This window comes from Thalassotalea litorea, assembly GCF_005843925.1.
In the GTDB taxonomy this organism is placed as follows: Bacteria; Pseudomonadota; Gammaproteobacteria; order Enterobacterales; family Alteromonadaceae; genus Thalassotalea_A; species Thalassotalea_A litorea_A.
Map to the genome: position 1 here is coordinate 1 of NZ_VCBC01000008.1, position 12,052 is coordinate 12,052.

Sequence of the window (12,052 nt, forward strand, 5' to 3'; positions counted from 1 at the left end):
TGTATGGACTCCGTCGTAAAGGTTTGGTCATTTTTACGTTACATCCCCGAGGGGAGGGAGTCCATACATCGAGACACTACTGGGAATCTAATGCAAAAGCAGATCCCCACTTTCGTGAGGATGACGGACAAAGTGCAAGCTAAAGCTCTAAAGGTGACAAACACAGCTAAAAACACTGTGTTAGGGTGACGGCCGCAGCAAACAATACTGCGTCTGGGACAAATCGAACTGAAGTTCTCTTAGGATGACGGACAAAGTGAGGGTGACGGCAGGGGCGTGAGAATGCCGGCAAGAGCGACACCTGCAAGGCTTTACCATCCACGCAGTAGTCACCAAAAAACTGCCAGGACTAAGGTTTTATCCACCCGACGCAGTTGTCACCTAAAAACCTGCCGGAACTAAGGTTTTATCCACCCGGCGAAGTTGTCACCTAAAAACCTGCCAGGACTAAGGCTTTACCACCCGACGCAGTAGTCACCTAAAAAACTGCCGGAACTAAGGTTTTATCCACCCGACGCAGTCCTCCCCCCAAAACCGCGCGTAGCTAACGGCGCGTTTTATCCACCCGCGCAGCCTCCACCCCAAAACACGAAACACTGAGTGTTTTTCTCCCTCCGCGCAGCATACCTCTATAACAGTGGTGACGCGCTAGCGTCACCACTTAGCGTACAAACCACCCTTCGCCCGCCACCGTGATTACGGTGCTCACACAAATAAATACCTTGCCAGGTACCCAGGGCCAAGCGGCCATTTTGAATTGGAATTGTCAGTTGGCAACCAAGAATTGAGCTTTTAATATGCGCCGGCATATCATCGGGCCCTTCGTAGTCATGCAAATAATAAGGCTGATTTTCCGGCACAAATTGATTGAAATGGCTTTCTAAATCCATACGCACGGTCGGGTCTGCATTTTCATTAATGGTTAATGAGGCGGAGGTATGCTGTAAAAACACATGCAATAGGCCGACTCGATAATCTTGGATAACCGGCAGCTTCGATATAATCTCGTCGGTGATGAGATGAAACCCTCTGGGTTTCGCAGCTAAATTTAGGGTTTGCTGTTGCCACATAAAAAAAGAAACTAATAAAAAACTGAATCTATAATACGCCAGGCTTTTAAGTTTGTACAAAGCCAAGCGGGGTACGTGACCAAATACGTCACTCCGAGAACACCGAAAATAAATATTCGGTTCCGGGTATGGATGCTTTAACCCGAAGAGGCGTTTTGTGCCTCGTACTCGGAATGAACCTCTGGTTCATGTACTCGTAGTGATGTTTTCCATCACGTACTCGGAACAATCTTTGATTGTGTCCCTCGGGATTCCCTAGTTAAAACCCAACACCTCAAACTATTGCGTTAAACCCTAAAATCCCATTGTTGTCGCCCACCTCTTTTGATACAATGCGTTCCCGTCCTGCTACACTGTTAGCACAAATACTTTACTGATTTTCCTTACATCTGGGTTTCACATGACAACAAGATATATTTTTGTAACTGGTGGGGTTGTTTCATCCCTTGGCAAGGGTATTGCGGCGGCTTCTATGGCGGCAATACTGGAAGCGCGTGGTTTAAAGGTTACCATGCTAAAACTTGACCCATATATCAATGTCGATCCAGGTACTATGAGTCCAATTCAACACGGTGAAGTGTTCGTCACAAATGACGGCGCCGAAACGGATTTGGATTTGGGCCATTATGAGCGCTTTATTCGCACCAAAATGACCAAACGTAATAACTTCACAACTGGCCGAATCTATCAAGGTATTTTGGCTCGTGAACGTCGTGGTGAATTTTTAGGTGCAACCATTCAGGTGATCCCTCACATTACCAACGATATCAAACGCCGTGTTATTGAAGGCGCGGAAGGTTTTGATGTTGCCATGGTTGAAATTGGCGGCACTGTGGGTGATATTGAATCACAACCATTTCTTGAAGCAATTCGCCAGCTGGGTGTAGAGTTAGGTCGTGAGCGTGCTATGTACATGCACTTAACTTTAGTGCCGTATTTAAAAGCCTCTGGTGAAATCAAAACGAAGCCAACGCAACACTCAGTGAAAGAGTTACGTTCCATTGGTATCTTCCCGGATATTCTGGTTTGTCGCAGTGAAGGCGTTATTCCTGCCAATGAACGTGCGAAAATCGCATTATTTACCAATGTTGAAGAACGCGCTGTTGTGTCCATGCGTGATGTCGACAGTATCTACAAAATTCCTGCGCTATTAAAATCCCAGGGAACCGATGAACTTGTCGTTAAACGTTTTGGTATCGAAGCCCCAGAAGCAGATTTGCATGAGTGGGAACAGGTGTTATATCAAGAAGCCAATCCAAAGGGTGAAGTCACCATTGGTATGGTAGGTAAGTACATTGAATTACCCGATGCCTATAAATCGGTGAATGAAGCATTGAAACATGCCGGTCTGAAAAATCAGTTAACGGTTAATATTCAATACATCGATTCACAAAGTGTCGAAAGTAAAGGATCAAAAGCGTTAGAAGGTGTGGATGCAATCCTGGTTCCTGGCGGTTTTGGACAGCGTGGTGTTGAAGGTAAAATTTTAACGGCGCAATACGCCCGTGAAAACAATATCCCGTATTTTGGCATCTGCCTTGGTATGCAAGTGGCGCTGATCGAGTTCGCCCGTAATGTTGCCAAGCTTAAAGGTGCGCATTCCACTGAGTTCGATGCAAAAACCGAATACCCAGTGGTTGGCTTGATTGAAGAGTGGCTGGATGAAGAAGGCAAGGTTGAAATCCGAGACGAAAATTCCGATCTCGGTGGTACCATGCGTCTTGGTTCACAACAGTGTCACTTAATTAAAGGAACTCAAGCCGCAAAAATCTATGGCGGTTCGAGTGTGTTCGAACGTCATCGTCACCGTTATGAGGTGAATAATAATTTCCGTCAGCAATTAAGCGATGCGGGTTTGGTGTTCTCGGGTTTATCTGCAGACAAAAAGCTTGTCGAAATGATCGAGTTACCTGACCACCCTTGGTATGTTGCCGGTCAGTTCCACCCAGAGTTTAACTCTACGCCACGGGATGGCCACCCATTATTCGAAAGCTTCGTTGCCGCGGCTTTTGAACATCAGAAAAGCCAGCAAAAATAATAACGTTAAAAAGCGAGCCGTAGCGTAATTTACATTACCTGCGGCTTTTTTATGAAAATAAAGAGGTTGATATGTCAGAGATAGTTAAAGTGATCGCTCGTGAGGTAATGGACTCTCGCGGGAATCCAACAGTAGAAGCAGATGTGCGTTTAGCATCTGGTGCCTTTGGTCGTGCCTGTGCCCCATCCGGTGCATCGACAGGTTCACGTGAAGCACTAGAATTGCGTGACGGCGACAAAGCTCGCTACTTAGGTAAAGGTGTATTAAAAGCTGTTGCCGCAGTGAATGACAACATTGCTCCTGCCTTAGTTGGTAAAAACGCATTAGATCAGGCGAACGTCGATCAAATCATGATTGATTTAGACGGCACAGAAAACAAAGAAAAGTTTGGTGCTAACGCAATCTTGGCTGTGTCATTAGCCGTGGCTAAAGCCGCTGCTGCCGACAAAGGCGTTGAACTTTACGAACATATCGCTGATATCAATGGCACTCCGGGCGTATATAGCTTACCGGTACCTATGATGAACATCATCAATGGTGGTGAGCATGCCGACAATAACGTCGATATTCAAGAGTTTATGATCCAACCAGTTGGCGCGGCGAACTTCTCTGAAGCGTTACGTATGGGCGCTGAAGTATTCCATGCCTTGAAAAAAGTACTTTCGAGTAAAGGTCTGAATACGTCTGTTGGCGATGAAGGTGGTTTTGCTCCAAATCTGGAATCCAATGCTGAAGCATTAGCCGTTATTAAAGAAGCGATTGCCGCTTCAGGGTATGTTCTTGATAAAGACATCACCTTAGCAATGGATTGTGCGGCTTCTGAATTTTACGACGCCGAAAACAAAATCTATGACCTTAAAGGTGAAGGTAAAAAGTTCACGTCCAATGAATTTTCAGACTTTTTAGGTGAGCTTTGTAAAGAGTACCCAATTGTATCAATTGAAGATGGTCTAGACGAATCTGACTGGGATGGCTTCAAATATCAAACAGATTTGCTGGGTGACAAAGTACAGATCGTTGGTGACGATTTATTCGTAACCAATACTAAGATCCTAAAGCGCGGTATTGATAACGGCATTGCCAACTCAATCTTAATCAAGTTTAACCAAATCGGTTCTCTAACCGAAACGTTGAACGCGATTAAAATGGCCAAAGACGCAGGTTTCACTGCGGTAATTTCTCACCGTAGTGGTGAAACGGAAGATGCAACCATTGCGGATTTAGCCGTTGGTACTGCTGCCGGTCAAATTAAGACAGGTTCATTGTGTCGCTCTGACCGTGTTGCCAAGTATAACCAACTGCTTCGTATCGAAGAGTTCTTAGGCGACGCTGCCGTGTATAACGGCCGCTCAGAAATCAAAGGTCAGTAAGCCAAAAGTCAATAAGACTTAGCCAAAAACCTTTTTAGAAAGCTCCCTCTATATAATAGTCGGGAGCTTTTTTGTTTTAGAGGGAAGCTTCGCAGGTGGAGTCAAAACAGAAGTTGTTTTGAGGGTGGAGTCGAGACATATTGTCTCGAAGTCACGTTCGTCATTTCCAGCCATGAATGGAAATCAATTCCAACACCTGACTCGTAATTTCCAGCCAAAATCCAACCCCGTCATCCCCAGTCAATACCCAACCCCGTCATCCCCAGCCAAAACCCAACCCCGTCATTCCCAGCCAAAACCCAACCCCGTCATTCCCAGACACTACTGGGAATCTAAAGCAAAAGCAGATCCCCACTTTCGTGAGGATGACGCCGGGAGGCGAACTAAAGTTCTCGAAGGATGACGGCGGGACCGTTCCGCCTAGACTGGCTTTCACCGACGAAGTCCTCTACCCAAAAACGCGCAGCCACCCCGTCATTCCCAGACACTACTGGGAATCTAAAGTAAAAGCAGATCCCCACTTTCGTGAGGATGACGCCGGGAGGCGAACTAAAGTTCTCGAAGGATGACGGCGGGACCGTTCCGCCTAGACTGGCTTTTTACCACGAAGTTGTCACCTAAAAACCTGCGGGAACTAAGGTTTTATCCACCCGACGCAGTCCTCCACCCAAAACGTGCGTAGTTAACAGTGCGTTTTATCCACCTGACGCAGTCCTCCACTTGCGCAGCTCTCCCGTCATTCCCAGACACTACTGGGAATTTAACGCAAAAGCAGATCCCCACTTCCACGCAGCTAACGGAGCGGGGCCGCGAAGATACCGGAGTAGGGAAGTGAGAACACACCCCATTACTTTGAATATTAAATGGCTGTATTTCCCTAAAGCAAAGTTATGTACCGATTACTGGATTAAAACTTTTTTAAAGAACAACGGTCGGGTATAGGTCCTGCCAATCAGGGTTTTCTTTGTTAATCAATTCATTCTTCCATGCCCTAAGCCATTTCTTCAGTTGTTTTTCCCGGGCAATCGCATTTGGCATATCGTCATAAATTTCAAAATACACCAACTTGTTTAAATGATATTTAAGAGAAAAGCCTGCAATCAATTTTTCTCGGTGCTGATATATTCGACTCGGCAAATTACTGGTAACACCAATATATAAAATTGAATTCGTTTGATTAGTGATAATGTAAACGGCGGGTTGTTTCATGATTGAATTCCTTTTCAATGACATAAAACTTTATTGTAGTTATAGATGGCACACCGCGGCAGGGGCTCTAAAGCAAAAGCAGAAAGCCAATTGCGCAGCCATCCCGTCATTCCCAGATACTACTGGGAATCTAAAGCAAAAACAGATCCCCACTTTCGTGAGGATGACGGAGTGGGCCGGACCCCTTTGGCTTTTATCGACGAAGTCCGCCACCCAGCACGCACAGCCATCTCGGCTTGACTGGCTTTTTACCACGAAGTTGTCACCTAAAAACCTGCCGAAACTAAGGTTTTATCCACCTGACGCAGTCCTCCACCCAAAACGCGCGTAGCTAATGGTGCGTTTTATTCACTTACGCAGCCATCCCGTCATTCCCAGATACTACTGGGAATCTAACGCAAAAGCAGATCCCCACTTTCGTGAGGATGACGGAAGCTGCAAAGGTGACGGACCGTGTGGGACGACGGAACGTGTGGGATGACAGAAGGTGTGAGGATGACGGAGTGGGCCGGACCCGCCTGACTTAAATCTTCTTAAACCTTTTTAAAGTTTTGCCAGTTAATTTGTGTAGAAAGCAGTAATTCTCGCAGTTCGAGAGGTTGCGGCTGTAGTTTTTGCTTACCGACCCAGCGATGTCCACTGCAGGCGGCTAGCATTGTCTTGCGGTTTGGCTTGAGTAGACGAAAACCATGGTTATTGGTAAGTACCTGACCTTCACTTGCCTGTGCAAACGTATAGCGACCGGAAAAATTGCAGCGAATCACGCCTTTTTCCAAATCAATTTTATCTATGCAGTCGAGCACAATGCGTTCAATGCCTTGTTGTTGATGATATACCGGTACCACGAGTCCAAGACAAAGATGCTTGCCTTGATACCATTTGCTGATTTGGGCATCGGCTTGATCATCAATGGGCGCCTTCGCAGCCTGGCGCGCAGACCAGCCTGCATTTTGACAGTCGATAGTAATCGGTGCATCCACATTAAGTAATGCGTGGGCAGTGCGGGAAATATAATGACTTAAACTTTTTAACTTGGATTGCAGAGGGGCTGCACTTTCAATTGGCAATGCAGACAACTTATCCACCTCTCGTTCATACAGTGCATGACAGAGTTGATGAAAATGTGGGTGGGTTTGCGGCCCTTGCCAAAAAGAATCTTGTTCCATGAATTAAAAGTGAGTAGCTGTAACTATGGTTCAGCCAAAAGCCCTTTTTCTTTATTGTCTAGTAATTAAACAAAAGAACCGGACAAAAAGCCAGCATTGTTAACGATTTACCCGAAGATAAAGAACGCAACGACGTAGAGTTAGGTGATTCGATACGAAGTTTTGAGGGGGAACGACGAAAACATCTGGGTGACAAAGCTGGCTTTTCTACCGACGAAGTCTTCCACCTAAAACGCGCGTAGCTAACGGTGCGTTTTATCCACCCGCGCAGCTCTCCCGTCATTCCCAGATACTACTGGGAATCTAAAGTAAAAGCAGATCCCCACTTTCGTGAGGATGACGGAAGGGCGTGAGGATGGTTGCGTACCCGAAGAGGCTATACGGCCTCGTACCCGAAACAATCTTCGATTGTGCACTCGCAGCGATGTGGTTTATTGCGTACCGTCATTAACCAAAGATTCATGTACGAGCTGCTAGCCTTTGTTTTTCCGCCTTGCTATCATGGTTTTAATTCTGTCTACCACTTTAAATCATATGAAAATCATCAATGCCATACTGATTGTTCTTGTACTGTTATTGCAGTACCGGCTTTGGTTTGGCAAAAATAGTATCGGTGATTATCTGGCATTGGAGCAGCGCGTGATGCATCAAAATGAGCAAAACCAAAAGCTCCAGCAGCGCAATAAGCTTGTCTATGCCGATATTGATGATTTAAAAAATGGACTGGAAGCCATTGAAGAGAATGCCCGAAATGAATTGGGCATGATTAAAGATGGCGAAGTATTTTTCCGGGTCATTCCTAAAGAGAACTAATCGTGATCGATATTGACGATAACTTTCAGGTGCCCGTTGTGGTTCCTGCCGCTGGCATTGGCAAACGCATGGCCAGCGATATTCCCAAACAATACTTGTCTCTGGCGGGTAAAACCATTCTTGAACATACCGTTGAACGGTTATTGAGCCACCCCAATATTTCCTGTGTGATTATCGCGCTAAACCCGCAGGACACTTATTTTAATACATTGCCCCTGGCCAACCATAAAAATGTTATCACTGTGGTCGGTGGTGATGAGCGCTGCGATTCAGTGTTGTCTGGCTTACATGCCGTGAAAAACACCGTTAATAGCCCATATGTTTTGGTGCACGATGCGGCTCGACCTTGTATTACCCATCACGATATCAGCCAGTTGATTGGCCATTGCATTGACACAAACCGAGGCGGTATTTTGGCCAGCAGAGTGCGCGATACAATGAAGCGAAGCAGTGCCGATAATCAAATCACTCACAGCGAACCGAGAGAAAATTTGTGGCATGCGTTAACGCCGCAATTGTTTAAAACCGATGAATTAACCGCGGCATTGATTAAAGCGCTAGCAGAGCATCAACGGATCACCGATGAAGCGTCAGCGATGGAATATTGCCACTACCCTGCCGATGTCATTCCCGGCAGGGCCGATAATATTAAAGTGACCCAGCCAGAGGATTTGCATCTGGCGGAATTCATTCTTCAGCAACAACATAAACAACAAGAAGGTTCACCATGCGCATAGGTCACGGCTTTGATGTCCATAAATTTGGCGGCCAGGGGCCGGTCACCCTAGCTGGCGTAAAAATCGATTACGAGCAAGGCTTTATTGCCCACTCCGATGGTGACGTGGCAATTCATGCGCTGTGTGATGCCATTCTGGGCGCCCTTTGCCTAGGCGATATTGGTAACCACTTTCCCGATGATCAGGACCAATATGAAAACATTGACTCACGGATTTTGCTCCGCCATGTGGTCAATCTAATGCAGCAAAAATCCTATAAAATTGGCAATGTTGATTTAACCATTGTCGCCCAGGCCCCGCGCATTGCGCCGCACTTGTTAGCCATGCGAGAAACCCTGGCGCAAGATCTTAACGCCAATATTGATCAGGTTAATGTCAAAGCAACGACCACGGAAAAATTAGGCTATGTTGGCCGCAAAGAAGGGGTCAGTGTGCATGCAGTGGCTTTATTACTTGCAGATAGCGACAGCACGTTAACCTAAGTAAATTTATCTAAGCACTTTAATTTAAGCACATTAACTTAAGCACATTAATCTAAGCACATTAATCTAAGCACATTAACGTAAGGCGGTTCTCTAAAATGAACGATACCCCGCAACATGAATTAGCCTATTTATATCAAAGGCCGGAATCGAAAGGCGTGATCCGTCATGCTCTCGAAGATTTTAAAGTCTTCGAAATACTTCCCTTTGAATTTAGCGGTGAAGGGGAACACCTGGTTTTACACATTCGTAAAACCGGCGCCAATACCACTTTTGTTGCACGCCAGCTTGCCCGGTATTTTAAGGTCAAAGACGCATTAGTCTCTTATGCCGGTATGAAAGACAGAAACGCCGTCACTGAACAATTCTTTAGTATTCATTTACCGGGAAAACCCGCAGACGATATCAGCAGCTTAGCTATCGAAGGGGTCGAAGTGCTGGGCAAATATCGTCATAATAAAAAGCTAAAAACCGGCGCATTGTCTGGCAACCGATTCGAGTTGGTCATTACCGGCGTTACCGATATTGATGATATCTACCGCCGTTGGGTTCAGGTGTGTAAACATGGCGTCCCTAACTATTTTGGTGAACAACGCTTTGGTATTAATGGCAACAATTTAACCCAGGCTCAGGAAATGTTTGCCGGCAAAAAAATTAAAGATAAAAAGAAGCGTGGCTTTTATTTGTCTGCGGTGCGATCGTTTCTCTTCAACCAACTTGTCCATCAACGCATTGAAGAGCGCTTATTTAGTGTACCGCAAGCGGGCGATGTGATGATGATGTCTGGCAGTCAGTCGGTGTTTGCCATTGATGAAGTCAGTGACGATATCCGCGAACGTTTTTCTCAAAACGACATTGATATAACCGCCTGTATGTGGGGGCGTGGGCAGTTAATGTCAACGCTGCGTGTCGAACAGCGAGAGCAGGCCATTGCCGAAAATTACCCTGAGTATTGTGAAGGTCTTGAAACTTTCGGTTTAAAACAAGAGCGCCGGCGCATTCGCTTAATGCCAAGTGATGCCGATATCAGCCAAAAGGATGATACAGTCACAATAAAGTTTACCTTACCCGCCGGCAGTTTTGCGACAACGATATTAAGAGAATTAGTGGATTATCAGGACGCCAGTGAAATAAGAAGGACAGAAAACCATGATGAAAATTCTGGTCAGTAATGATGATGGCGTAAACGCCAAAGGCATCGCCGTACTAAACAATGAGTTAAGTCAGTTTGCAAAAACTCAGGTTATCGCCCCGGATCGCAACTGTTCCGGCGCCAGTAACTCGTTAACGTTAGTCAACCCATTAAGAGCGGAAACCCTCGCTAATGGCTTTATTGCGGTCAATGGTACACCGACAGATTCTGTCCATGTTGGTATCTCTCAGCTTTTTGATGGCTCCCCGGACTTAATCGTCGCGGGCATTAATCATGGTGCTAACTTGGGCGATGATGTGTTGTATTCCGGTACTGTGGCCGCGGCTACCGAAGGACGCCATATGGGCTTACCGTCGATTGCGGTGTCTTTGGCGGGTAATGAACATTTTGAAACCGCAGCCATTGTTGCCGCAAAAGTGATTAAACGTCTGGTTGAGCACCCTTTAAATGCCGATCAAATTCTCAATATAAATGTACCGGATTTGCCCCTCGATCAATTAAAGGGTATTCAGGTGACTCGCCTGGGTCATCGCCATCGCGCCGAAACCATGAAGAAAGTGCAAGACCCTTGGGGCAGGGACATTTATTGGTATGGCTCGCTAGGTTCGGGTTTAGATTGTGGCGAAGGTACCGATTTTTATGCCATTAACCAAGGCTATGCGTCCATCACGCCGTTAACTGTCGATATGACAGCCTATCGCAGTTTGATGCCAATGACCGAGTGGGTAAACGAATTAAAGCTATGAGTATTCCCACTTCATTGGGCGGTAAATCACAACGCTCTGGTTTAATCCTCGCCAAACAATTACAAGCGAGCGGTATTACGCAAACCAAAGTGCTGGCCGCCATCGCCAATTGTCCAAGACACTTATTTGTGCCAGAAATCCTGGCGCATAAAGCCTACGACAATACTGCGCTGCCCATTGGCCAGGGACAAACCATCTCACAACCTTATATTGTCGCGCGTATGACCGAACTTATTTGCCTTAATAGCACTGACAAAGTGTTAGAGGTTGGTACGGGATCGGGATATCAAACCGCAATACTGGCGCAAATATTTGATGAAGTGTATTCAATCGAGCGGATCAAATCATTACAATGGCAGGCAAAACGACGTTTACGTAATCTGGATTTGCATAATGTTTCGATGAAGCATGGCGATGGTTGGCAAGGTTGGGCGAGCAAAGGACCATTTAAGTCCATTATTGTGACCGCCGCGCCCTCTGAAGTTCCACCAGAATTACTTGAACAGTTAGAAGACGGGGGGCAAATGATTATCCCCGTGGGTGATCATCAGCAAACGCTGCGACTCATTACCCGAAAAGCGAATACTTTTGAACAACAAACTATCGAGGCGGTGCGATTTGTACCCCTGGTTCCCGGAGAACTCATTTGAAAATTTTTACCGCATTATATGACTGGACGCTAAAGTGGGCGGAGCACAAATTTGCCCCTGCGGTTTTATCGGTACTTACCTTTGCAGAATCCGTATTTTTCCCCATTCCTCCGGATGTGCTGCTAGCCCCTATGGTGCTGGCGAAACCCCATAAAGCATGGCGCTTAGCCACCATAACAACCATTTCATCGGTGATCGGTGGAGTAGTTGGCTATTTTCTCGGTTATCTGATGTTTGAACCGCTGATCCAACCGCTTTTAATTGAATTTAACTATATGGATAAATTTGAGCGGGCAATGGCGTGGTTTAATGATTATGGGGTCTGGGTTGTGTTCCTGGCCGGATTTTCACCGATCCCTTATAAAGTATTTACCTTGTCCGCTGGCTTTTTGCAGATGATGTTTTTGCCGTTCTTGATCGCTTCTGCCGTTGGCCGGGGCATGCGCTTCTTTTTAGTTGCCGGTTTAATTGCCTGGGGCGGCGAGAGAATGGAAGCAAATTTACGCAAAAGTATTGATGTCATTGGCTGGAGCGTCGTTATTCTTGTTGTGGTACTTTATTTTATCTTGCGCTAACCGATACAATAGATGATATAAAGACTAATTAATTCAAATTGCT

The 12,052-nt window shown here is 46.0% G+C and carries 12 protein-coding genes; 9 read left to right on the top strand and 3 right to left on the bottom strand.

The annotated features are described in order from the left end of the window. Positions 1–629: 629 nt before the first annotated feature. Positions 630–1,070, bottom strand: a complete 441-nt coding sequence (locus FE810_RS08930; RefSeq protein WP_138319713.1) for a secondary thiamine-phosphate synthase enzyme YjbQ — start codon at positions 1,068–1,070, stop codon at positions 630–632. A gap of 400 nt (positions 1,071–1,470) precedes the next feature. On the opposite strand from FE810_RS08930, the gene pyrG reads away from it, so the two are divergent. Both pyrG and eno read left to right on the top strand, forming a co-directional pair. Beyond that, entirely contained in the window at positions 1,471–3,108 is a 1,638-nt protein-coding gene (gene pyrG / locus FE810_RS08935) for a CTP synthase (protein ID WP_138319714.1), read from the top strand. Positions 3,109–3,179: 71 nt separating this feature from the next. Then, a complete protein-coding gene (eno, locus tag FE810_RS08940; RefSeq protein ID WP_138319715.1) occupies positions 3,180–4,478 on the top strand; it encodes a phosphopyruvate hydratase in 1,299 nt (432 codons plus the stop codon). Between the two features lie 918 nt (positions 4,479–5,396). Here eno and FE810_RS08945 read toward each other — a convergent pair. After that, positions 5,397–5,687 (bottom strand): GIY-YIG nuclease family protein, encoded by a 291-nt coding sequence (locus tag FE810_RS08945; protein WP_138319716.1) that lies wholly within the window; start codon positions 5,685–5,687, stop codon positions 5,397–5,399. Positions 5,688–6,220: 533 nt separating this feature from the next. Continuing rightward, positions 6,221–6,853 carry a hypothetical protein gene (locus FE810_RS08950; RefSeq protein ID WP_138319717.1) on the bottom strand — a complete coding sequence of 211 codons (633 nt, stop codon included), beginning with the start codon at positions 6,851–6,853 and terminating at the stop codon, positions 6,221–6,223. A gap of 534 nt (positions 6,854–7,387) precedes the next feature. Between FE810_RS08950 and ftsB the strand changes: the two genes are divergently transcribed. The 7 genes from ftsB (at position 7,388) to FE810_RS08985 (ending at position 12,009) form a co-directional block, all read left to right on the top strand. Next, positions 7,388–7,666: a cell division protein FtsB gene (gene ftsB, locus FE810_RS08955; protein WP_138319718.1), complete on the top strand. Its 279-nt coding sequence runs from the start codon at positions 7,388–7,390 to the stop codon at positions 7,664–7,666. 11 nt (positions 7,667–7,677) lie between these two features. Next, the gene (gene ispD, locus FE810_RS08960) at positions 7,678–8,403 is read left to right on the top strand and encodes a 2-C-methyl-D-erythritol 4-phosphate cytidylyltransferase (RefSeq protein WP_212744492.1); all 726 of its coding nucleotides are present in this window, start codon (positions 7,678–7,680) and stop codon (positions 8,401–8,403) included. Then, positions 8,394–8,885, top strand: coding sequence for a 2-C-methyl-D-erythritol 2,4-cyclodiphosphate synthase (ispF, locus tag FE810_RS08965; protein ID WP_138319719.1), 492 nt, complete (start codon positions 8,394–8,396; stop codon positions 8,883–8,885). The genes ispD and ispF overlap by 10 nt, the downstream gene beginning before the upstream one ends. Before the next feature lie 98 nt (positions 8,886–8,983). Beyond that, positions 8,984–10,057 (top strand): tRNA pseudouridine(13) synthase TruD, encoded by a 1,074-nt coding sequence (truD, locus tag FE810_RS08970; RefSeq protein WP_138319720.1) that lies wholly within the window; start codon positions 8,984–8,986, stop codon positions 10,055–10,057. After that, complete coding sequence (gene surE / locus FE810_RS08975; protein ID WP_138319887.1) at positions 10,038–10,784, top strand: 5'/3'-nucleotidase SurE; 747 nt, start codon at positions 10,038–10,040, stop codon at positions 10,782–10,784. Before truD ends, surE begins: the two co-directional genes overlap by 20 nt. Then, positions 10,781–11,434 (top strand): protein-L-isoaspartate(D-aspartate) O-methyltransferase, encoded by a 654-nt coding sequence (locus FE810_RS08980; protein WP_138319721.1) that lies wholly within the window; start codon positions 10,781–10,783, stop codon positions 11,432–11,434. Before surE ends, FE810_RS08980 begins: the two co-directional genes overlap by 4 nt. Further along, on the top strand, positions 11,431–12,009 hold the full coding sequence (locus FE810_RS08985; protein WP_138319722.1) for a YqaA family protein: 579 nt from the start codon (positions 11,431–11,433) through the stop codon (positions 12,007–12,009). The genes FE810_RS08980 and FE810_RS08985 overlap by 4 nt, the downstream gene beginning before the upstream one ends. The last annotated feature ends 43 nt before the right edge of the window (positions 12,010–12,052 follow it).

Excerpts from the sequence above, each read along its gene's own strand:
- FE810_RS08930 (WP_138319713.1), bottom strand. The coding sequence starts at position 1,070 with ATGTGGCAACAGCAAACCCTAAATTTAGCTGCGAAACCCAGAGGGTTT.
- pyrG (WP_138319714.1), top strand. The coding sequence starts at position 1,471 with ATGACAACAAGATATATTTTTGTAACTGGTGGGGTTGTTTCATCCCTT.
- eno (WP_138319715.1), top strand. The coding sequence starts at position 3,180 with ATGTCAGAGATAGTTAAAGTGATCGCTCGTGAGGTAATGGACTCTCGC.
- FE810_RS08945 (WP_138319716.1), bottom strand. The coding sequence starts at position 5,687 with ATGAAACAACCCGCCGTTTACATTATCACTAATCAAACGAATTCAATT.
- FE810_RS08950 (WP_138319717.1), bottom strand. The coding sequence starts at position 6,853 with ATGGAACAAGATTCTTTTTGGCAAGGGCCGCAAACCCACCCACATTTT.
- ftsB (WP_138319718.1), top strand. The coding sequence starts at position 7,388 with ATGAAAATCATCAATGCCATACTGATTGTTCTTGTACTGTTATTGCAG.
- ispF (WP_138319719.1), top strand. The coding sequence starts at position 8,394 with ATGCGCATAGGTCACGGCTTTGATGTCCATAAATTTGGCGGCCAGGGG.
- truD (WP_138319720.1), top strand. The coding sequence starts at position 8,984 with ATGAACGATACCCCGCAACATGAATTAGCCTATTTATATCAAAGGCCG.
- surE (WP_138319887.1), top strand. The coding sequence starts at position 10,038 with ATGAAAATTCTGGTCAGTAATGATGATGGCGTAAACGCCAAAGGCATC.
- FE810_RS08980 (WP_138319721.1), top strand. The coding sequence starts at position 10,781 with ATGAGTATTCCCACTTCATTGGGCGGTAAATCACAACGCTCTGGTTTA.